Source organism: Blastococcus sp. SYSU DS0669 (assembly GCF_054050895.1).
Map to the genome: position 1 here is coordinate 12,321 of NZ_JBJHAE010000027.1, position 20,676 is coordinate 32,996.

The following is a 20,676-nucleotide window of genomic DNA, read 5'->3' on the forward strand; positions in this document are numbered from 1 at the left end:
GCCGTCCCGGCGCTACAGGCGGCCGCGGCCCTGGCGGAGCAGCACCATGCCCAGGGCGGCGCCGTCCGGGCCGAGCGCGGTGCGGAAGCGCGAGAGCACCTGCTGCTCGCGGGAGAGCGAGAGCCGGGTCCCGCCGGAGGCGGCGCGCAGCGCACCGATCTCCTGGCTGATCTCCAGCCGGCGCCGGACGAGCTCGATGATCTCGGCGTCGCAGGCGTCGATCGCGCCGCGCAGCGTGCCGATGCGGTCGGCGGGATCCGCGGGGGCGGCCGGGCCCCCGACGGGGGTGGCGGTGGGGGTGCTCATCGGGTTCCTCGGTGGTGTGGGGGCCGGGAGGTCCGAGAACGAGAAACGCCCCGGGCTCCTCGGGCCCGGGGCGTCTGTTGCGGCGTGTGCTCAGCCAGCGGTGACGGACACCGGATCCCGGTGGCCGTAGAAAAAGCTGACGGTGGCGAGCACGGGCCGAGTGTGCCACAGCACCGCCGGGGTGCGCACCGCGCCGGGGCGTGGGGCGGGTGGTGCGGGCGGTTCCGGGCCCGCGGGGACCGTCACCCGTCCGGCTTACAGTGGCACGGATGAGCGCTTCCCGAGCTTCCGGTTCCTCAGCGGAGCTGTGTTCATGAGCAGCAGCCTCCAGCAGTCCCTCCCCGGCACCGCCGCCCTGCAGCGCTCCGCTCCCGGCTCGCTCGGGCGGGAACTGGACCGGATGCTCGCGGGCCTCAACGGCCCGCAGCGCGACGCCGTCGTCCACGAGGGCAGCCCGCTGCTCATCGTCGCCGGCGCCGGTTCGGGCAAGACCCGCGTGCTCACGCACCGGATCGCCTACCTCCTGGGCGCCCGCGGGGTGCAGCCGGGGGAGATCCTGGCGATCACCTTCACCAACAAGGCCGCGGGCGAGATGAAGGAGCGGGTCGCCGCGCTGGTGGGGCCGCGGGCGCGGTCGATGTGGGTGTCGACCTTCCACTCGATGTGCGTGCGCATCCTGCGCGCCGAGGCCGGCAAGCTCGGCATGAAGTCGTCGTTCACGATCTACGACCAGGGCGACTCGATCCGGCTGATGACGATGGTCGCCCGCGACCTCGACCTGGACGCCAAGCGCTATCCCGGCCGGAGCCTGTCCAACCAGGTGTCCAACCTCAAGAACGAGCTCGTCGACGAGGAGTCGTTCAGCCCCCAGACGGCGCCGGAGAAGGTGCTCAAGGAGGCGTACACGCTCTACCAGCGGCGGCTGCGCGAGGCGCACGCCATGGACTTCGACGACCTGATCATGACGACGGTCCACCTGCTGCAGGCCTTCCCCGACGTGGCCGAGCACTACCGCCGCCGGTTCCGGCACGTGCTGGTCGACGAGTACCAGGACACCAACCACGCCCAGTACATGCTGGTGCGCGAGCTGACCGGGACGGGAGAGGGCCCCGTCCCGCAGGCCGAGCTCTGCGTGGTCGGGGACGCCGACCAGTCGATCTACGCCTTCCGCGGCGCGACCATCCGCAACATCGACGAGTTCGAGCGCGACTACCCGCAGGCCACGACGATCCTGCTGGAGCAGAACTACCGCTCCACCCAGCGCATCCTCAAGGCCGCGAACACCGTCATCGCCAAGAACACCGGCCGGCGGCCCAAGAACCTGTGGACCGACTCGGGCGACGGCGAGCTGATCGAGGGCTACGTCGCCGACAACGAGCACGACGAGGCCGCCTGGGTCGCCGAGCAGATCGACGCCCTGGTCGACGAGGGCGCGGTCCGGCCCGCCGACATCGCGGTCTTCTACCGGACGAACAACGCCTCCCGCGTGTTCGAAGAGGTCTTCATCCGCGTCGGCATGCCCTACAAGGTCGTCGGCGGGGTGCGGTTCTACGAGCGCAAGGAGGTCCGCGACGCGCTGGCCTACCTGAAGCTGGTGGCCAACCCGGCGGACGTCGTGAGCCTGCGCCGCATCATCAACGTGCCCAAGCGCGGCATCGGCGACAAGGCGGAGTCGTGCATCGAGTCCTTCGCCGACCGGGAGCGGATCGCCTTCGGCTCGGCGCTGCGGCGGTGCTCGGAGATCGGCGCGCTCGCGACCCGCTCCCTCAAGGCGGTGCAGGAGTTCGTCGCGCTGCTGGAGGAGTTCGAGCAGCTGGTCGAGACCGGCTCGGGCCCGGCGGCGCTGCTGGAGAGCATCCTCGACCGCACCGGCTACCTCGCCGAGCTGCAGGCCAGCACCGACCCCCAGGACGAGGGCCGGGTCGACAACCTCAACGAGCTCATCTCGGTGGCCGCCGAGTTCGAGGCGGCCAATCCCGGCGGCTCGGTCACCGATTTCCTGGAGCAGGTCTCGCTGGTCGCCGACGCCGACCAGATCCCGGTGTCCGGCGACGACGCCGGCGTGGTGACGCTGATGACGCTGCACACCGCCAAGGGGCTGGAGTTCCCGGTCGTCTTCCTCACGGGCATGGAGGACGGCGTCTTCCCGCACCTGCGCGCGCTGGGCGACCCGCGCGAGCTGGAGGAGGAGCGCCGGCTGGCCTACGTGGGCATCACCCGGGCGCGCCAGCGGCTCTTCATCTCCCGGGCGACGGTGCGCACCAGCTGGGGGCAGCCGGCCTACAACCCGCCGTCGCGGTTCCTCGACGAGATCCCGGCCGAGACCATCCACTGGGAGCGGACCGACCCGGTGCCCGCGCCCTCGACCGGCTACCGGTCGGCGCAGACGCGGGTGGCGGCGACGGGGCTGTCCACCGGCGGCCTGCGCGGCGGCGTGGGCAACCGGCAGATCGTCTCGGTGGAGGTCGGCGACCGGGTGAGCCACGACGCCTTCGGTCTCGGCACCGTGGTCGAGGTGACCGGCGTGGCCGACAAGGCGCAGGCCACGGTCGACTTCGGTTCCGGCGGCACGAAGCGCCTCGTCCTCCGCTACGCCCCCCTCGTGAAGTTGTAGGGGGTCAGCTCTGTCCTGAGGAGTGGGGGCCGGAGGCCTCCGCGACCGAAGGACGAAGCGGCTCCGTCAGTCAGGGGACGGCACCTGGTCGCGGTGTCGTCCGGAGGACGACGGTGTCATGGGCCCGGAGGGTCCCCGACGAGCGTGGCAGAAACGGCTCAACGCAGGCCGGGACGGCCGCTGGCCGCGGTTGATCGGGCGGAGCCCGACAGGTCAGACAAAGGCCCCGCGCTCGGCCAGCCAGGCCCGGGGGTCGATCGGGCGGCCGTCCATCCCGCCGCGGTGGATCTCGTAGTGCAGGTGCGGGCCGGTGGACTGGCCCTCGTTGCCGATCTTGGCGATCTGGTCGCCGGCGGTGACGAGGTCCCCGGCCGAGACGTTGTAGTAGCGCATGTGCCCGTAGATGTGCACGTTGCCGTCGGCGTCCTGGATGTAGACGGCGTTGCCGTAGCCCGAGGCGCGGCCGGCCCGCACGACGACGCCGTCGGTCGCGGCGACGATGGGGGTGCCCAGCGGCGCGGCCAGGTCCAGGCCGTAGTGCATGGTCCCCCAGCGCCGGCAGAAGCAGGTGGTCAGCGTGCCCTGCGTCGGGGCGACGATCTTGGGCTGCCGGGCGGCGCGCGAGGCGGCGAGCTCGCCGAGCCGCGCCTGGGCCTCGGCCTCGGTGATGCCGCGGCGGGCGTCGGCGCCTTCCAGGCCGCCGGCGAAGCTCACCTCGGTGCTGACGCCGAGCCCGTAGTCCGAGGCGGAGGCGGAGACGTTCCCGTGGTCGCCGGTGACGGCCGGGATGCCGGCGAGCACGGCTCCGGCGACCAGCGCCGCGAGCCAGAGGGGGGCGCGGCGGCCCGGCGGGTGGGGCAGGCGGCGCCGCGCGCGGGGCTCGTCGAGGACCTCGGCCTCGGCGGCGAGGGCGGGCGTCGGGAGGGGCGTGCGGACCGGACCCTCTGCTGCGGCGCGGGGCCGGGGCACCACGACGACGTCGGACGGCGGTCCCTCCAGCACCTGGGCACTGCTGCGAGTCACGGTGGACCTTCCCGGACGACCTGCCCGGCGAGCGCCCGGAGGGCGTCCGTCGGGGGAGCGACGACGGCGAGGACGCCCGAGTGGGGTCCGCCGGTCGTCCCGACGCCGTGATCGGACCGTAACGATCCGTCATGGCCCGACCAAGCACCGGACGCTGCGTGTCGCGACGTGCACGTGTCGTCACGTCGACGAGTCGACACGGCGCCGGAGCCGCGCCTGGTCGGTCAGGCGACGGCGGCGAAGGGTGCGTCGGCGGCGCCGGGGTCGCGGGCGCCGACCAGGGTCGCGGCCACCTCGTCGAGCACGCCCCGGTGGATCGGCAGGGACATGTGGCCCACGCCGCGGAAGAGCACGTTGCGCGCGCCCAGATCGGGGTGGTCGCAGCGGCCGGAGCGCGTGGGCAGCACCACCTGGTCCAGATCGCTGTAGAGGGCGGTGATGCGCGTCCGGCAGTGCGGCGCGGGCTCCTCGAGCTCCTCCAGGACCGGCGACCCGGGGCGCAGCTGGCGGATGAGCGGCGTGGGCGCGATGTGGGCGAGGACCGAGCCCCGGTGGGGTGTGCCGAGCGTCACGAGCGTGCCGATCCGCCGGTCGCCGCCCTGCCGCTGCACGTGGTAGCGCGCGATCAGGCCGCCGAGGCTGTGCCCCACGACGTGCACCCGGTCGTGGCCGGTCTGCTCGCAGATCCGCTCGATGTGCTCGCCGAGCTCGGTGGCGCCGCGCGCGACGTCGGTGAGGAAGGGGCTGTAGTTCCAGGAGCAGACGGACGCGAACCCGCGCCTGCGCAGGCTCCGCCGCATGACGGCGAAGACCGAGCGGTTGTCGATCAGCCCGTGGACCAGCAGGACGGGGGTGCGGGCGGCCAGCGGGTCGACGGCGTAGAGGGCCCGGACCGTGGGGGGCAGCTCGCCGGTCCGCTTGCCCGGGTCGGTGCGCAGCCGCTCCATGCGGGCGCCGAGCGGGTAGATCAGGGCGTGCGCGCCGACCCAGGCGAGCTCGGTCAGGCCGCCGGCGATCCCGGCCGGGGAGCAGAGGGCGCGCAGTCCCCGTGGCGTGGCCTCGGCGTCGTCCGCGGTGTGCCACCCTTGAGCAGAGTCGAGCTCGCTCGATCGGCGCATGGCCGTTCTCCCCGTCTGGAGCCGCCCGGCGGGACCGCGGGTTCGGGTCGCTCCGCCGGTGCGTTGCCCCCGTGTGTGCTCCGTTCACCCGACGGTAAAGCGCTGATGTGTCGGGCGTCACACGATTGACATCGTCGGTCGTCGATCGAGTCCTGTTCGTGACCACGCTGCCGAAGGGGGAGACGTGTCCACCCGCGACCACCGCGACCGGACCGACCGCACCGGGACGGCCCGGGCCAGGGCCTCGGCCCGCCGGGAGGCCGCCGCGCCGAGCGCCGCCTCCCCGGTGACCGCCGGGGACCGGGTGGTCGTCGGCGCCGTGCCCGGAACGGTGCGGCTCTGCGGCCTGCTGCTGGTGCTCGCCGGCCTGGCCGGGGTGCTCGCGGCCGTGCCCACGTACCTCGTGGTCGGCGGGGAGGAGCTGCGCCAGGTGCGCGGGGTGGGGGGAGCGCTGGCGACCCTGCTGGTGCCCCTCGTCCACCTGGCGGTCGGGGTGACCCTGCTCCGCCGGGCGGTGCCGAAGTTCGGGCTCGCCTACGCCTCCGTCGCCGGTGCGCTGGCCGTCGGGGAGCTGCTCATCGAGCTCTACCGGGGCAGCAGCTCGACGGCGCGCCCGGGCGTGGAGGTGCTGGCCGGCGAGCGGGTGCTCACCAGCAGCGTCCAGGTCGGGGCCGGCTGGGTGCTCGGGGTCGCCGCGCTGGTGCTGACGGCGCTCGCCGGCGTCGTCGGCGCGGCGGCCTGGGGTCGGACGGTCATGGACGACCGCGGCCCCCTGGACCCGGTCCGCTCGGTGCTGGCCGGTGCCGCGGTGCTGCTCGGGGTGGCGGCGGTGCTCTCCCTCGCGCTGCCCGCCGCCGACGTCCCCGAGCAGCTGCAGATCGACCCGGCCACCGGCATGCGGGTCGTCGTGACCCAGGAGGGGCCGCAGGCGCTGCTCGAGCGGCCGGGGCTCGCGCTGCTCGGTGGGCTGCTGCTCGCCGGCACGCTGCTGCTCTGCGCGGTGATCGCGCCGTCGCTGCGACCGCGGCTGGCCGCGGTCGGAGGGCTGCTCGCCGTCGCCGTGACCGTGCTCGGCGCGGGGTTGGCGGGGCTGCGCGACGCCGCCTCGTCCGACGAGCTGGTGTGGACGGTGCCCGGCGCCGGCCTGCTCCTCGCGGGCCTCGGGCTGACGGGGCTCACTGCCTTCGCCTGGCGGGCCCGTCGCGCCGGGGCGTGACCCGCGCCACTCCCCGGGGCGGGTAGCTCCTAAGCTCCCAGCCGTGGTGGACGAACGTATCCGGGTGGTCATCGCCAAGCCGGGCCTGGACGGGCACGACCGCGGGGCGAAGGTGGTCGCGCGAGCGCTGCGCGACGCCGGGATGGAGGTCGTCTACACCGGCCTGCACCAGACCCCCGAGCAGATCGTCGAGACGGTGGTGCAGGAGGACGCGGACGCCGTCGGCCTCTCCGTCCTCTCCGGCGCGCACATGACGCTCTTCGCCCGGCTCACCGAGCTGCTGCGGGAGCGCGGCGTCGACGACGTCGTCGTCTTCGGCGGCGGGATCATCCCGGAGGAGGACGTCCCCGAGCTCCGGCGCATCGGCGTGACCGGCATCTTCACGCCCGGGGCGACCACCACCGAGATCGTCGAGTGGGTACGTGAGCACGTGGGCGAGCCCGCCGGCGCCTGACGCCGGAGCGCCTGCCCACGTGTGACGCACCCCACCCCCGACCCGCTCCCTCCCGGCCCGGGGCAGCGGCGCGGTTGCGGGCGGGCTACGGTGCCTTTTCGTGGATCTCTTCGAGTACCAGGCCCGTGACCTGTTGGCCTCGCACGGTGTCCCCGTGCTCCCCGGCGGCGTCGCCGAAACCCCGGAGCAGGCGGAGGCGATCGCCCGCGAGATCGGGCAGACCGTCGTCGTCAAGGCCCAGGTGAAGACCGGCGGTCGAGGCAAGGCCGGCGGCGTCAAGCTCGCCGACAACCCCGAGGACGCCAGGGCGCGCGCCCAGGACATCCTGGGGCTGGACATCAAGGGCCACATCACGCACCGCGTGATGGTCGCCCAGGCCAGCGACATCGCCGAGGAGTACTACTTCTCCTACCTGCTCGACCGGTCCAACCGCACCTTCCTCGCCATGGCCAGCGTCGAGGGCGGCGTGGAGATCGAGCAGCTCGCCGTCGAGCGCCCCGAGGCGCTGGCCCGCATCCCGATCGACGCCAGCAAGGGTGTCGACACGGCCAAGGCCGCCGAGATCGTGGACGCCGCCGGCTTCGCCGCCGAGGTGCGCGACCAGGTCATCGCGATCGCCGTCCAGCTGTGGGACGTCTTCAGCAAGGAGGACGCGACGCTGGTCGAGGTCAACCCCCTCGCCAAGGCCCCCGACGGCACGGTGCTCGCCCTCGACGCCAAGGTCACCCTCGACGAGAACGCCGGCTTCCGCCACGAGGCGCACGCCGCGCTCGAGGACGCCGCCTCCGCCGACCCGCTCGAGGCGCGGGCCAAGGAGAAGGACCTCAACTACGTCAAGCTCGAGGGCGAGGTCGGGATCATCGGCAACGGTGCCGGCCTGGTCATGAGCACCCTCGACGTGGTCGCCTACGCCGGTGAGGAGTTCGGCGGCGTCAAGCCGGCCAACTTCCTCGACATCGGTGGCGGCGCCTCCGCCGAGGTGATGGCCAACGGCCTGGAGATCATCCTCTCCGACCCGGCCGTCAAGAGCGTGTTCGTCAACGTCTTCGGCGGCATCACCGCCTGCGACGCCGTGGCGAACGGCATCGTCCAGGCCCTGGGCATCCTCGGCGACGAGGCCACCAAGCCCCTGGTCGTCCGCCTCGACGGCAACAACGTCGAGGAGGGCCGGCGGATCCTCGCCGAGGCCAACCACCCGCTGGTCACCCTGGTCGACACGATGGACGGCGCCGCGCGCCGGGCCGCCGAGCTCGCCGCCTGATCGCCCCGACTCCCGACAGGACACCAGAGACATGTCGATCTTCCTCAACGAGAACAGCAAGGTCATCGTCCAGGGCATGACCGGCTCCGAGGGCATGAAGCACACGCAGCGCATGCTCGCCTCGGGCACCGCGATCGTCGGCGGCGTCAACCCGCGCAAGGCCGGCCAGTCCGTCGACTTCGACGGCACCAGCGTGCCGGTCTTCGGTGGCGTCGCCGAGGCGATGAAGGAGACCGGCGCCGACGTCAGCGTGATCTTCGTGCCGCCGCCGTTCGCCAAGGCCGCCGTCATCGAGGCCGTGGACGCCCAGATCGGGCTCGCCGTCGTCATCACCGAGGGCATCCCGGTGCACGACTCGACCTACTTCTGGGCCCACGCCCAGGGTGGCTCGACCCGCATCATCGGCCCGAACTGCCCCGGCCTCATCAGCCCCGGGCGCAGCAACGCCGGCATCATCCCGGCCAACATCACCAAGCAGGGCAAGATCGGCCTGGTGTCGAAGTCGGGCACGCTGACCTACCAGATGATGTACGAGCTGCGGGACATCGGTTTCTCGACCGCGATCGGCATCGGCGGCGACCCGGTCATCGGGACCACGCACATCGACGCGCTCCAGGCGTTCCAGGACGACCCGGAGACCGAGGCCATCGTGATGATCGGTGAGATCGGTGGCGACGCCGAGGAGCGGGCCGCGGACTTCGTCAAGGCCAACGTGACCAAGCCGGTCGTCGGCTACGTCGCCGGCTTCACCGCGCCCGAGGGCAAGACGATGGGCCACGCCGGCGCCATCGTGTCCGGCTCGGCCGGCACCGCCCAGGCGAAGAAGGAGGCCCTGGAGGCCGCCGGCGTGCGCGTGGGCAAGACGCCGTCGGAGACCGCGCAGCTCATGCGCGAGATCGTCGGCTAGCGGACTCTGCCCCCCCGACCGCCCCGCTGCCCGGTGACCCTCCTGGTCACCGGGCAGCGGTGCGTCCGGGCCGTGGTGCGCCGTTGCGCGCGCCGCGCCCCGACCGCCACGATCGACGCGCACCCGTTCCGTCCGGAGGAGATCACCGTGACCGCCAGCCAGCCCCCGCAGCCGCCCGAGGACGGCGGCTCTCCCGCGGGTGCCCAGCCACCCGAGGGGCAGGCGCACGAGGCCCCGCGGACGGCTGAGCCGGGGCAGCAGCCGCACGGCCAGGCTCCGCACGGACAGCCCCCGCAGGGGCAGGCGCCCTACGGCCAGCCCCCGCAGGGGCAGGCCCCCTACGGGCAGCCGCAGTACGGCCAGCCTCCCCATGGGCAGGGCTACGGGCAGCCGCAGTACGGGCAGCCCCCGTACGGGCAGCCCCCGTACGGGCAGGCCCCCTACGGGCAGCCGCAGTACGGCCAGCCTCCCTATGGGCAGGGCTACGGGCAGCCCCCGTACGGGTCGCAGCCCTACGGTGCACCCCCGCCGGCCTACGGGCAGCCGGCCTACGGTCAGCCGGCCTACGCGCCAGGGTACGGACCGCCGCCGTACGGCCCGGGTCAGCCGACCGGGGGGCGGCCGGGGGGCGCGGAGTTCTCCGTCGACCCCAGGCGGCTGACCTGGACCGATCTCGCCGTCGCGGGCGGCACGCTGCTGTTCCTCCTCGTCGGCTTCCTGCCCTGGTGGCGGTTCGGCGACGCGACGTTCGGGGTGACCTTCAGCGGTTTCGAGGACGGCATGGTGGTGGCCGCCTTCGTGCTCTTCCTGCTGGCGACGGCCTGGGCCGTCCTCCCCGCCTTCGTCCGGACGACGCTCACCTTCCCCCGCTCCGCGGTGACCGCCGGCCTGGCCGGTCTGGGGCTCACGCTCACCCTCTTCTCCTGGCTGGACACCCTCCGGTACGCCTTCTCGTTCTGGGCGCTGCTGGGCTTCCTCACCGGCGTCGCCATCACCGTGGTGGCGGTGCTCGCCCTGCGCCGTGAGCTGCGGGAGCGCCCCCCGCGGCCGGTCGTGCAGCACCACGGCGGGCAGTGGCCCGGCCAGCCCTACCCCTACGCGCCGCACGGTCAGCCCTACGCGCCGTGGCAGCCCTACCCGCACCAGCAGGCGCCGTGGCCGCCGCAGCAGGCGCGGCCCGCGTCCGAGGAGCTCCCGGGGGGCACCGGCGGCCCCGGCGGCTCGACGGCCTCCGGGGAGGCGTCCGGCACCACGCAGAGCGACCGGCCGGGCACGGACACCTGACCGGCGTCCCGGCGCGGTCGCTGGAGGTCGGCCGGCTCGGCGCGTGCGGCGGACATCGGCCGCGGGAGCTTGCGAGAGTGGTGAGGTGGTCCCGCTGCTCGCACGTCTGCCCTTCCGGCGGGACGCCGGGTCGGCCGGGTGGCCGGCACCCCCGGCCGTCCTGGCCGCCCTCGGCGCGGCCGCCGTCACGGTCGTCGGGCTCGTCGGTCTCTGGCTCGCGCTGGTCGTCGTGCAGACCCTGGACCCGGCCGGCGGCATGTCGGCCGGCGGGTCGGCGGCCCTCGGCACCCGGCTGTGGCTGCTCGCGCACGGGGCCGAGCTCCGGCCGGCCTCCGGCCCCCTGGCGCTGGCACCTCTGCTGCTGACCCTGCTCGCGGCCGGGGGGCTGTCGTGGGCCGGGCGGGTCGCCGTCCGGGTCCTGGACGACGGGGCGCACGGCCGGTCGGTGGCCCGGGCGGCGGCGACGGTGGTGCTCGTCCACCTGGCGCTCACCTGGCTGCTCGCGCTCGCGGTGGACGGCAACACGGCCGGCACCGGCTGGCCGCGCACGCTGCTGCTCCCGGCGGGTCTGACGCTGCTCGCCGTCGGGTGGGGCGCGGGCCGCGAGTCCGGGCTCGTCGACGCCGGGCTGGACCGGCTGCCGGGCGTCGTCCGCCCGGTGCTCCGCGGGGTCCTCGCCGGGCTGCTGACCGCGCTGGCCCTGGCCTTCCTCGTGGTGGCGGTGGCGCTGGCCAGCGACGCCTCGGGGTACGCCGCGGTCTCCGGCGCGCTCGGTGGGGCGGGCGCGGGGGCCCTCGGCCTGCTCGGCCTGAGCGCGCTCTACCTGCCGAACGCGGCGGTCGCCGTCCTCGGGCTGGCCGCCGGGCCGGGCTTCTCCGTGGGCACCGGCACGCTGGTGTCCGTGCACGGCGTCACGCTGGGCAGCGTCCCCGCGCTGCCACTGCTCGCGGCGCTGCCGGACACGCAGGCGGTGCCGCTGGTCGCCTTCGTCTCGCAGGTCATCCCCGCCGTGGCGGGCCTGGTCACCGGGGTCACCCTGGGCCGGTGGTTCACCGACCGGGACGGCGGCTCGGTCGTCGCCGGTCTCGCCGGGCTGCTGGCCGGGTCGCTGCTCGGCCTGCTCGCCGGGCTGCTCGCCTGGACCGCGGGGGGCACGCTCGGCGACGGCGCCCTCTCGCCGGTCGGCGCCGCACCGGTGGCCACCGGTATCGCGATCGCGGCGCAGGCGGCGATCGCCGCGGCTCTCGCCGGCGCGATCACCCGCTGGCGGGCCCTGGGCTGAAAGGAGCAGGATCCCGTCGCCCGGCTCCCTCGCAGGGGCCCGCCGCGAGCGTGCGAGCGGTGGAGGGCGAGGGGGTCCTTATAGGGTCGGCGCCGTGCCCGCCCACGCGTCTCCTGCCCGGGCGAGGGTCGTCGTCCTGCTGTCGGGGACCGGATCGCTGTGCGAGGCCCTGCTGGAGGCCACCGACGACCCCGGCTACCCGGCGGAGGTGGTCGCCGTCGGCGCCGACCGCGAGGCCCCGGGGCTCGAGCACGCCCGGCGGCGCGGGCTGCCCACCTTCGTCTGCGCCCTCGGCGAGCACCCCGACCGGCCCGCCTGGGACCGCGCCCTGGCCGAGCGGATCGCCGGGTTCGAGCCCGACCTCGTCGTCTCGGCCGGCTTCATGAAGATCGTCGGGCCGGCGGTGCTCGCCGCCTTCGAGGGTCGGCTCGTCAACACCCACCCGGCGCTGCTGCCGGCGTTCCCCGGGGCGCACGCGGTCCGCGACGCCCTGGCGGCCGGCGCCGCCGTGACCGGCGCGACCGTGCACCTCGTCGACGCCGGAGTCGACACCGGCCCGGTGCTCGCCCAGCGCGAGGTGCCGGTGCTCCCCGGGGACGACGAGGCGACGCTGCACGAGCGGATCAAGGACGTGGAGCGCCAGCTCCTGGTGGAGACGGTGGCGGCCGTCGTCGCCGCGCCCCCGACCACCCCCCACCGGACGAGGAAGAGCACCCGATGAGCGACCGCACCCCGATCCGCCGCGCCCTGCTGGGCGTCTACGACAAGTCCGGCGTCGAGCAGCTCGCCCGCGGGCTGGCCGCCGCCGGGGTGGAGCTGGTGAGCACCGGGGCCACCGCGCGCCGGATCGCCGACGCCGGCATCCCGGTCACCCCGGTCGAGCAGGTCACCGGCTTCCCCGAGTGCCTCGACGGCCGGGTGAAGACGCTGCACCCCGCCGTGCACGCGGGCATCCTCGCCGACCGGCGCAAGGACGAGCACGTCGCGCAACTCGCCGAGCTCGGCATCGCCGCCTTCGACCTGGTCGTCGTCAACCTCTACCCGTTCACCGAGACGGTGGCCTCCGGGGCCGCCCCCGACGAGTGCGTGGAGCAGATCGACATCGGCGGGCCGGCGATGGTGCGCGCCGCGGCCAAGAACCACCCCTCGGTCGCCGTCGTCGTCGACCCGGCCCGGTACGACGACGTCCTCACCGCGGTCTCCGCCGGCGGCTTCACGCTGGCCGAGCGGCGACGACTGGCGGCCGCCGCCTTCCGGCACACCGCCTCCTACGACGTCGCCGTCGCCTCGTGGATGGGGAACGTGCTCGCCCCCGACGACGACAGCGGATTCCCCGCCTGGGTGGGTGGCAGCTGGGAGCGGGCCGACGTCCTCCGCTACGGGGAGAACCCGCACCAGGCCGCCGCGCTGTACCGCTCGGAGAGGCCGGGGCTCGCCCACGCCGAGCAGCTGCACGGCAAGCAGATGTCCTACAACAACTACGTCGACACCGACGCCGCCTGGCGGGCCGCGCACGACCACGACGAGCCGTGCGTGGCGATCATCAAGCACGCCAACCCCTGCGGCATCGCCGTCGGCGCGGACATCGCCGCGGCCCACCGCAAGGCGCACGCCTGCGACCCGGTGTCGGCCTTCGGGGGCGTCATCGCGGCCAACCGCGAGGTCGACCTGACCATGGCCGAGCAGGTGGCCGAGGTGTTCACCGAGGTGGTCGTCGCCCCCGGCTTCACCGACGACGCCGTCGCGGTGCTGACGGGCAAGAAGAACATCCGGCTGCTGCGGCTGCCGCACCTGCCGGAGAACGGCGTGGAGTCCCGCCCGATCAGCGGCGGGTTGCTCCTGCAGACCCGGGACCGCATCGACGCCGCGGGCGACGACCCCACCACCTGGACCCTCGCGACCGGCGAGCCGCTGGACGCCGCGGGCCTCGACGACCTGGTCTTCGCCTGGCGGGCGGTACGCGCGGTGAAGAGCAACGCGATCCTGCTCGCCCACGACCGGGCCACCGTCGGCGTGGGCATGGGCCAGGTGAACCGGGTCGACTCCGCACGGCTCGCGGTCGCGCGGGCGGGGGAGCGGGCCGCGGGCGCCGTCGCCGCCTCCGACGCGTTCTTCCCGTTCGCCGACGGCCTGCAGGTGCTGCTCGACGCGGGGGTGCGCGCCGTCGTCCAGCCCGGTGGGTCGGTGCGCGACGAGGAGGTCGTCGCGGCCGCGGCCGGGGCCGGGGTGCCGCTGTACCTGACCGGTACCCGCCACTTCGCCCATTGAGGCCCCGTCCAGAGGCTCACCCTGAGCCTGCGAAGGGTGAGGGGGACGGGGTCCTTCAACCCCCCACACCTCGCAGGCTCGGCGCGGGTCCCCACACGGGGCCACGGGCGTTCTCGTCCCGCCCGCACGTGCGGCCGCCGGAGGCCGGCGCCGTCGTCGAGGGGGAGGACTTCGCGCGGGTCGACTGGTGGGGGGTGCAGCTCGACGGCGTCACCTTCCGCCGGTGCCGGTTCGACGACGCCGGCCTGGAGGAGCTGGTCACCCGCCGTTGCGTCTTCGAGGACTGCGTGCTCACCGGTGTGCGCATGGGCGGCTCGCGGCACCTGGGCACGGCCTTCCTCTCCTGCCGCTTCGACCGGGCGCGGTTGTTCGACACCACCCTGGACGGCTGCAAGCTCACCGGCTCGCACTTCGCCGGCGCGCAGCTGCGGCCGCTGACGGCGATCGACTGCGACTGGTCGTGGACGTCGCTGCGCGGGGTCGACCTTTCGGCGCTGCAGCTGTCGGGGCAGCGGTTCCGGGAGGCCGACCTCACCGACGCCGACCTGCGCGGCACCGACCTCAGCTCCGCCGACCTGGACCGGGCGCGGCTGCAGAACGCGAAGCTGCGCGGGGCCGACCTGCGCGGCGCCTCCACCGACGAGCTGAACTGGCGCTCCTTCGAGCTGACCGACGTGCGGCTCGACGCCGTCCAGGCGGTGCAGTTCGCCCGCGCCCACGGCGCGCGCGTGGAGGCCTGAGGGCTACCTCGTCACGTACCGGGGACCGGTGAGCGCGGCCTTGAGCGAGCCGAGCAGCCCGAGGACGGCGACGGCGATCGCGCACCAGAAACCGGGGCCGAAGAAGCCGAGGTCCCAGCCGGCGTCGGCGAGCGGCACCAGCACCGCGGCCGTCACGATCCCGCTGACCACCAGCGCCAGGAGCCCCACGAACCGGTGGCTGCGGGCGGGCAGCCACAGCGCCACGCCGAGGAGCAGCAGGAGTCCACCACCGAGCACGATGGCCAGGGGCTGCCAGCCGCCGTCGTCGAACACTCGCCCGAGGTCGTCGAAGGCATCGCGCACCAGCGACCACCCGCTGTCGTCGCGGTCCCGCAGCCAGTCCAGGGGGAGGCTGACGGCGGCGACGATCCCGGCGAGGATGAGCAGCAGCCCGCCCAGGCTCTCCGGCCCGCGGAAGGCCACCGGGCGGTCGGAGTAGGCGGGGTCGGTCGCCGCCGGTCCGGTGCCGTAGGACGCGGTCGCGCCGTGGTCGCGTTCGGTCATCGCGCACCTCCGGGGTCGGCGGGGCCGGGCGCCCCGTTGCGCTCGACCCTAGGGCCGCACCGACGCCGGCGGGAGCCGTTCCGGCAGACTGTGCGCGTGCCCGCGACGATCCTGGACGGCAAGGCCACCGCGGCGGCGATCCGCGCCGAGCTGACCGAGCGGGTGGCCGCTCTCTCCGCGGCCGGTCACCGGCCCGGTCTCGGCACCCTGCTGGTGGGTGACGACCCCGGCAGCCGGTGGTACGTCAACGCCAAGCACTCCGACTGCGCCGAGGTCGGCATCGCGAGCATCCAGCGCGAGCTGCCGGCCACGGCCACCGAGGCCGACGTGCTGGCCGTCGTCGCCGAGCTGAACGCCGACCCCGGCTGCACCGGCTACATCGTGCAGCTGCCGCTGCCGGCGGGCATCGAGGAGAGCCGGGTGCTGGAGGCCATGGACCCGGCCAAGGACGCCGACGGCCTGCACCCGGTCAACCTCGGCCGGCTGGTCCTGAACGTCCCCGGGCCGCTGCCGTGCACACCGGTCGGCATCGTGGAGCTGCTGCGCCGCTACGACGTGCCGATCGCCGGCGCGGAGGTGGTCGTCATCGGCCGCGGCATCACCGTGGGCCGGCCACTGGGCCTCCTGCTCACCCGGCGCACCGAGAACGCGACGGTCACCCTCTGCCACACCGGGACCCGGGACCTCGCCGCGCACGTGCGCTCGGCGGACGTCGTGGTGGCCGCAGCCGGTGTGCCCGGCCTGATCACCGCCGGGATGGTCGAGCCCGGGGCCGCCGTCCTCGACGTCGGCGTGAGCCGGGTGGACGGGAAGATCGCCGGCGACGTCGCGAAGGACGTCGTCGAGGTGGCCGGCCACGTGGCACCGAACCCGGGCGGGGTGGGGCCGATGACGCGGGCGATGCTGCTGCAGAACGTCGTGCTCGCCGCCGAGCGGGCCGCCGCGCTCGAGGCCCTCTCGGCCTGACCGTGACCCGCCCGCCGCTCTACGTCCGCCGCCCCTTCCTCGCGGGGCTGGTGCGGCAGCTGCCGCTGCTGGCGGTGCTGGTCGTGGTCGGGTCCGGGCTGCTGCTGGTCACCTTCGAGCACTGGCGCCGGGGGCTGGTCGTCATCGGGCTGGCGATGGTCGGCGCAGCACTGCTGCGGCTCCTCCTCCCGGTACGCCGGGTCGGCTTCCTCGCGGTGCGCAGCCGGGCGGTCGACGTCGTGCTGCTCGCCGGTGCCGGGATCACGCTCACCGCCGTCGCGCTGGCCATCCCCGGGACGTGAGGGTCCCCGGGGCGGCACGAGGCGCCGAGCACCGCTAGGTTGACGGCCATGGCGAAGCAGCCCAGGAACGGCAAGGTCACCGTCGTCGGTGCCGGTTTCTACGGCTCCACCACCGCGCTCCGGCTCGCTGAGTACGACGTCTTCGAGACCGTCGTCCTCACCGACATCGTGGAGGGCAAGCCCGAGGGCCTGGCGCTGGACATGAACCAGTCCCGGCCGATCGAGGGATTCGAGACCGAGGTCATCGGCGTCGGAGGCGGCTCCTACGAGGGCACCGAGGGCTCCGACGTCGTCGTCATCACCGCGGGCCTCCCGCGCAAGCCCGGCATGAGCCGCATGGATCTGATCGAGACGAACGCGGGCATCGTCCGGCAGGTCGCGGAGAACATCGCGCGCACCTCGCCCGACGCCGTCGTCATCGTCGTCTCCAACCCGCTCGACGAGATGACCGCCCTGGCGCAGCTGGCCACCGGCTTCCCGAAGCAGCGGGTCATGGGCCAGGCCGGGATGCTCGACACGGCGCGCTTCACCAACAACGTCGCCGAGGAGCTGGGCGTCCCCGTCTCCTCGGTGCGCACCCTGACGCTGGGCTCGCACGGCGACACCATGGTCCCGGTGCCGTCGCGCTGCACGGTCGACGGCAAGCCGCTGTCCGAGGTGATGGCGCCCGACCGCATCGAGCACCTCGTCCAGCGCACCCGCAACGGTGGTGCGGAGGTCGTGGCCCTGCTCAAGACCGGGTCGGCCTACTACGCTCCGTCCGCCGCTGCCGCCCGCATGGCCCGCGCGGTCATGGAGGACTCCGGCGCCGTCATGCCGGTGTGCGCCTGGGTCGACGGCGAGTACGGCATCTCGGGGGTCTACCTCGGGGTGGAGGCCGAGATCGGCCGGGAAGGCGTCCGCCGGGTCGTCGAGAGCGACCTGGCGGAGAGCGAAGTGGCGGGTCTGCGCGAGGCGGCCGAAGCAGTGCGCGCGAAGCAGGCCGACGTAGCCGACCTCTGAAGAAGTAGAAGGACCCCGTCCTCCTCACCCCTCGCAAGCTCGGGGCGAGCCTCGGGACGGGGCCGTGACCTCACAAGGAGAATGCGTGAGCAAGATCAAGGTCGAGGGCACCGTCGTCGAGCTCGACGGCGACGAGATGACCCGGATCATCTGGCAGTTCATCAAGGACCAGCTGATCCTCCCCTACCTCGACGTCAACCTGGAGTACTACGACCTGGGCATCGAATCGCGGGACGCGACCGACGACCAGATCACCGTCGACTCCGCGAACGCCATCAAGAAGCACGGCGTCGGCGTCAAGTGCGCGACGATCACGCCCGACGAGGCGCGCGTCGAGGAGTTCGGCCTCAAGCGGATGTACCGCTCGCCCAACGGGACGATCCGCAACATCCTCGGGGGCGTCATCTTCCGCGAGCCGATCATCATGGAGAACGTGCCGCGGCTGGTGCCGGGCTGGACCAAGCCGATCGTCGTCGGCCGTCACGCCTTCGGTGACCAGTACCGCGCGACCGACTTCAAGTTCCCCGGCGAGGGGACGCTGACGATCACCTTCACGCCGAAGGACGGCTCGGAGCCGATCGAGCACGAGGTCTTCCAGTCGCCCGGCGGCGGTGTCGCGATGGCGATGTACAACCTCGACGACTCGATCCGCGACTTCGCGCGCGCCTCGATGAACTACGGGCTCCAGCGCGAGTACCCGGTCTACCTCTCCACCAAGAACACGATCCTCAAGGCCTACGACGGCCGGTTCAAGGACCTGTTCGAAGAGGTCTTCCAGGCCGAGTTCAAGGAGAAGTTCGACGCCGCCGGCATCACCTACGAGCACCGGCTGATCGACGACATGGTCGCCGCCTCCCTCAAGTGGGAGGGCGGCTACGTCTGGGCCTGCAAGAACTACGACGGTGACGTCCAGTCCGACACCGTGGCGCAGGGCTTCGGCTCGCTGGGCCTCATGACCTCGGTGCTGATGAGCCCCGACGGCCGCACCGTCGAGGCCGAGGCCGCGCACGGGACGGTGACCCGGCACTTCCGCCAGCACCAGCAGGGCAAGGAGACGTCGACCAACCCGATCGCGTCGATCTTCGCCTGGACGCGGGGCCTGGCCCACCGCGGCAAGCTGGACGGCACCCCCGAGGTGACCCGCTTCGCGGAGACGCTGGAGAAGGTCTGCATCGACACCGTCGAAGGCGGTCAGATGACCAAGGACCTGGCGCTGCTGATCAGCAAGGACCAGCCGTGGCTCACCACCCAGGACTTCCTGGCGGCCATCGACACCAACCTCAAGAAGGCCATGGCCTGAAGAAGGACCCCGTCCTCCTCACCCCTCGCAGGCTCGGGGTGAGCCTCTGGACGGGGCCGGGCGGCCCCCGCACCCCCTGCGGGTGCGGGGGCCGCCGCGCATCCGGGGCCTGCCCGCTGCCCAGATGCGCCGCATCGGTCCTCACGGACCCCCCGGAGGCCCGGTCTGGCGCGTCTCGCCGGGCCTGTGGACGGCGCCCGCCGAGCGCCGCCGTCCCCGGCAGGCTCCCGTCGTGCCCAGCGCTCGCCGTCCCGAGGTCCTGCACGGTGCCGTCTTCCGCGGCCGTGACGTCGTCGCCGACGGCGTGCTGACGGCGGAAGAGTTGCGCAGCTCAGCGTGGCGGCGGCTGTTCCACGGGATCTACGCCGACGCGCGGCTGCCGGAGTCGTTCGGCCTCCGCGTGCGCGGTGCCCGGCTGCTCGCGCCGGACCGCGCGGTGTTCTGGGGCCGCACGGCCGCCTACCTGCACGGCGTCACCGGGCTCGTCGATGCGCAGAGCCCCGTCGAATTCATCGTGCCGCCGTCGTCGCGTTGCGGTGCGGCGGCGGGTCTGGCCGTCCGGCGGACCGCGGTCGAAGACTTCGACGTGGTGCAGAGGGGACCCTTCCGGTTCACGACCGGCGTGCGGACGGGCGTGGACCTCGCCCGGTTCGAGCCGCTGCTCGACGCGGTCCCGGCGCTCGATGCGCTGGTCGCGGCCCGGGTCGTGGGGCTGGTGCCGCTGTCGGAGGCGGCTTCGGGGCTGCGAGGAGTGCGGGGCGCCAGTCGGTGCCGCCGGGCGGTCTCGCTCGTGGACCCGCGGGCGGAGTCGCCCCAGGAGTCCCGGCTGCGCGTCGTGCTCGCGCTGGCCGGGCTGCCGACGGTGCCGCAGCACGTCGTCCGGGATGCCCAAGGCTTCGTCGCACGGGTCGATCTGGCTCTCCCGGACCTCCGCATCGCGCTGGAGTACGACGGCGCCTGGCACGGCGCGCCGGACCAGTTCCGCCGCGACCGCCGCAGGCTCAACCGCCTGGTGGCTGCGGGGTGGACGGTCCTGCACGTGACCGCGGCGGACCTGCGGAGTCCCGAAAGGTTGCTCGCACAGCTACGCACCCTGGTGGTGTCAGCCGAGAGACGCCGGATCGGGGTCTGATCGGCGCCGGCGAGCCCGACATGGCGGATCTCGCTGGGCTCGGGTGCGGGCGGGGTCAGCCGAACAGCTGGGTCCACCAGGGGCCGCCGCTGCCGGTCGCCACACCGACGCCGAGCCGGGTCAGCCCGCAGTTCAGGATGTTGGCCCGGTGCCCGGGGCTGTTCATCCACGAGGTCATGACGGCGGCCGGCCCGGACTGGCCGCGGGCGATGTTCTCGGCCCGGGCGGAGACGCCCGCGCGGTCGGCGCGGTCGAACGGGCCGACTCCGTCGGGGTTCACGTGGTCGAAGAAGCCGCGGTCACGCATGTCGGCGCTGTGCGCCCGGGCGACCGAGGCGAGCCCGGCGTCGCCGCCCACCGGGCCGCACCCGGCCTTCGCGCGCTCGGCGTTCACCAGGGCCAGGACCTCGCCCTCCACCCCCGGAGCCGCCGGCGCGACCGCGGGAGCGGGGGGCGGCGGGGCCACCGGAGGAGGTGGTGCGGGTGCGGCGCGCGTCACGGCGGGAGCGGGAGCAGGGGCCGGGGTCGGAGCCGGGGCCGGAGCCGGTGCGGGGGCCGGAGCCGGTGCGGGGGCCGGAGCGAGGGCCGGAGCAGGAGCCGGCGGTGGAGCCGGGGCCCTCGTGGCGGCCGGGGCAGGGGCGGCCGGCGCGGTCGGGGTCCCCGCGGAGCCGGAGGGCTCGGGTGCCGGCCCGGGGACGGCGCCCGCAGGCTGGTCGCCACCGGCGTCGCCCGGGACCTCGGGCTGCGTGGGCGCGCCCGGGAACACCGACGTCGACGAGCCGGGAGCCGACCCGGCCGAGGACGACGCGTCGATCGCGCGCGGGCTCACCTCCGGGCCCGAGACCACCGGGGCGGTGAGGAGAACGGCGGTGACCACGGAGGTCAGCGCCAGGCCGAGCCCCACCCGTGGCAGACGGCGGCGTCGCGCGCTGCCGGCGGCGGCGGAGGAGCGGTGAGCGGGGAGCGGGGGACCGGA

21 protein-coding genes are annotated in these 20,676 nt (G+C 74.3%); 16 read left to right on the plus strand and 5 right to left on the minus strand.

Features of this window, described 5'->3' with window-relative positions:
* Positions 1 to 12 precede the first annotated feature (12 nt).
* Complete coding sequence (locus ACI792_RS18855; RefSeq protein ID WP_456603948.1) at positions 13 to 306, minus strand: chorismate mutase; 294 nt, start codon at positions 304 to 306, stop codon at positions 13 to 15.
* Between the two features lie 313 nt (positions 307 to 619).
* On the opposite strand from ACI792_RS18855, the gene pcrA reads away from it, so the two are divergent.
* Positions 620 to 2,920 (plus strand): DNA helicase PcrA, encoded by a 2,301-nt coding sequence (gene pcrA, locus ACI792_RS18860; protein ID WP_456579611.1) that lies wholly within the window; start codon positions 620 to 622, stop codon positions 2,918 to 2,920.
* Positions 2,921 to 3,133: 213 nt separating this feature from the next.
* Here pcrA and ACI792_RS18865 read toward each other — a convergent pair whose 3' ends face one another.
* Together ACI792_RS18865 and ACI792_RS18870 are read right to left on the minus strand one after the other, a co-directional pair.
* Positions 3,134 to 3,943, minus strand: a complete 810-nt coding sequence (locus ACI792_RS18865; protein ID WP_456603949.1) for a M23 family metallopeptidase — start codon at positions 3,941 to 3,943, stop codon at positions 3,134 to 3,136.
* 224 nt (positions 3,944 to 4,167) lie between these two features.
* Positions 4,168 to 5,061 (minus strand): esterase/lipase family protein, encoded by an 894-nt coding sequence (locus ACI792_RS18870; RefSeq protein WP_456603950.1) that lies wholly within the window; start codon positions 5,059 to 5,061, stop codon positions 4,168 to 4,170.
* A 184-nt stretch (positions 5,062 to 5,245) separates the two neighbouring features.
* Here ACI792_RS18870 and ACI792_RS18875 point away from each other — a divergent pair, with 184 nt between their 5' ends.
* The 9 genes from ACI792_RS18875 to ACI792_RS18915 all read left to right on the plus strand — a co-directional run bounded on the left by ACI792_RS18875 (position 5,246) and on the right by ACI792_RS18915 (position 14,473).
* The gene (locus ACI792_RS18875) at positions 5,246 to 6,277 is read left to right on the plus strand and encodes a hypothetical protein (RefSeq protein WP_456603951.1); all 1,032 of its coding nucleotides are present in this window, start codon (positions 5,246 to 5,248) and stop codon (positions 6,275 to 6,277) included.
* Between the two features lie 43 nt (positions 6,278 to 6,320).
* Positions 6,321 to 6,731, plus strand: coding sequence for a cobalamin B12-binding domain-containing protein (locus ACI792_RS18880; RefSeq protein WP_456579607.1), 411 nt, complete (start codon positions 6,321 to 6,323; stop codon positions 6,729 to 6,731).
* A gap of 100 nt (positions 6,732 to 6,831) precedes the next feature.
* The gene (gene sucC, locus ACI792_RS18885) at positions 6,832 to 7,992 is read left to right on the plus strand and encodes an ADP-forming succinate--CoA ligase subunit beta (protein ID WP_456603952.1); all 1,161 of its coding nucleotides are present in this window, start codon (positions 6,832 to 6,834) and stop codon (positions 7,990 to 7,992) included.
* Positions 7,993 to 8,023: 31 nt separating this feature from the next.
* Positions 8,024 to 8,899 carry a succinate--CoA ligase subunit alpha gene (sucD, locus tag ACI792_RS18890; protein ID WP_456560410.1) on the plus strand — a complete coding sequence of 292 codons (876 nt, stop codon included), beginning with the start codon at positions 8,024 to 8,026 and terminating at the stop codon, positions 8,897 to 8,899.
* Between the two features lie 147 nt (positions 8,900 to 9,046).
* Entirely contained in the window at positions 9,047 to 10,183 is a 1,137-nt protein-coding gene (locus ACI792_RS18895; RefSeq protein WP_456603953.1) for a hypothetical protein, read from the plus strand.
* Between the two features lie 85 nt (positions 10,184 to 10,268).
* Positions 10,269 to 11,465 carry a cell division protein PerM gene (locus tag ACI792_RS18900; protein ID WP_456603954.1) on the plus strand — a complete coding sequence of 399 codons (1,197 nt, stop codon included), beginning with the start codon at positions 10,269 to 10,271 and terminating at the stop codon, positions 11,463 to 11,465.
* 94 nt (positions 11,466 to 11,559) lie between these two features.
* On the plus strand, positions 11,560 to 12,186 hold the full coding sequence (purN, locus tag ACI792_RS18905) for a phosphoribosylglycinamide formyltransferase (protein WP_456603955.1): 627 nt from the start codon (positions 11,560 to 11,562) through the stop codon (positions 12,184 to 12,186).
* Positions 12,183 to 13,733 carry a bifunctional phosphoribosylaminoimidazolecarboxamide formyltransferase/IMP cyclohydrolase gene (purH, locus tag ACI792_RS18910; protein ID WP_456603956.1) on the plus strand — a complete coding sequence of 517 codons (1,551 nt, stop codon included), beginning with the start codon at positions 12,183 to 12,185 and terminating at the stop codon, positions 13,731 to 13,733. Before purN ends, purH begins: the two co-directional genes overlap by 4 nt.
* A gap of 128 nt (positions 13,734 to 13,861) precedes the next feature.
* Positions 13,862 to 14,473, plus strand: a complete 612-nt coding sequence (locus tag ACI792_RS18915) for a pentapeptide repeat-containing protein (RefSeq protein WP_456603957.1) — start codon at positions 13,862 to 13,864, stop codon at positions 14,471 to 14,473.
* A 3-nt stretch (positions 14,474 to 14,476) separates the two neighbouring features.
* Here the strand turns inward: ACI792_RS18915 and ACI792_RS18920 are convergent, their stop codons facing one another.
* Entirely contained in the window at positions 14,477 to 14,998 is a 522-nt protein-coding gene (locus ACI792_RS18920; RefSeq protein ID WP_456603958.1) for a hypothetical protein, read from the minus strand.
* Positions 14,999 to 15,094: 96 nt separating this feature from the next.
* On the opposite strand from ACI792_RS18920, the gene ACI792_RS18925 reads away from it, so the two are divergent.
* The 5 genes from ACI792_RS18925 (at position 15,095) to ACI792_RS18945 (ending at position 19,700) form a co-directional block, all read left to right on the plus strand.
* Positions 15,095 to 15,964, plus strand: a complete 870-nt coding sequence (locus tag ACI792_RS18925; protein ID WP_456603959.1) for a bifunctional methylenetetrahydrofolate dehydrogenase/methenyltetrahydrofolate cyclohydrolase — start codon at positions 15,095 to 15,097, stop codon at positions 15,962 to 15,964.
* Between the two features lie 2 nt (positions 15,965 to 15,966).
* Positions 15,967 to 16,266 carry a DUF3017 domain-containing protein gene (locus ACI792_RS18930; protein WP_456603960.1) on the plus strand — a complete coding sequence of 100 codons (300 nt, stop codon included), beginning with the start codon at positions 15,967 to 15,969 and terminating at the stop codon, positions 16,264 to 16,266.
* Between the two features lie 48 nt (positions 16,267 to 16,314).
* Positions 16,315 to 17,268, plus strand: a complete 954-nt coding sequence (gene mdh / locus ACI792_RS18935) for a malate dehydrogenase (RefSeq protein WP_456603961.1) — start codon at positions 16,315 to 16,317, stop codon at positions 17,266 to 17,268.
* An 85-nt stretch (positions 17,269 to 17,353) separates the two neighbouring features.
* Positions 17,354 to 18,568 (plus strand): NADP-dependent isocitrate dehydrogenase, encoded by a 1,215-nt coding sequence (locus ACI792_RS18940; RefSeq protein ID WP_456579595.1) that lies wholly within the window; start codon positions 17,354 to 17,356, stop codon positions 18,566 to 18,568.
* A 232-nt stretch (positions 18,569 to 18,800) separates the two neighbouring features.
* The gene (locus ACI792_RS18945; RefSeq protein ID WP_456603962.1) at positions 18,801 to 19,700 is read left to right on the plus strand and encodes an endonuclease domain-containing protein; all 900 of its coding nucleotides are present in this window, start codon (positions 18,801 to 18,803) and stop codon (positions 19,698 to 19,700) included.
* Between the two features lie 55 nt (positions 19,701 to 19,755).
* On the opposite strand, the gene ACI792_RS18950 is transcribed toward ACI792_RS18945, so the two are convergent.
* Positions 19,756 to 20,118: a CAP domain-containing protein gene (locus ACI792_RS18950; protein WP_456603963.1), complete on the minus strand. Its 363-nt coding sequence runs from the start codon at positions 20,116 to 20,118 to the stop codon at positions 19,756 to 19,758.
* A 328-nt stretch (positions 20,119 to 20,446) separates the two neighbouring features.
* Between ACI792_RS18950 and ACI792_RS18955 the strand changes: the two genes are divergently transcribed.
* Positions 20,447 to 20,656 (plus strand): hypothetical protein, encoded by a 210-nt coding sequence (locus tag ACI792_RS18955; RefSeq protein WP_456603964.1) that lies wholly within the window; start codon positions 20,447 to 20,449, stop codon positions 20,654 to 20,656.
* The last annotated feature ends 20 nt before the right edge of the window (positions 20,657 to 20,676 follow it).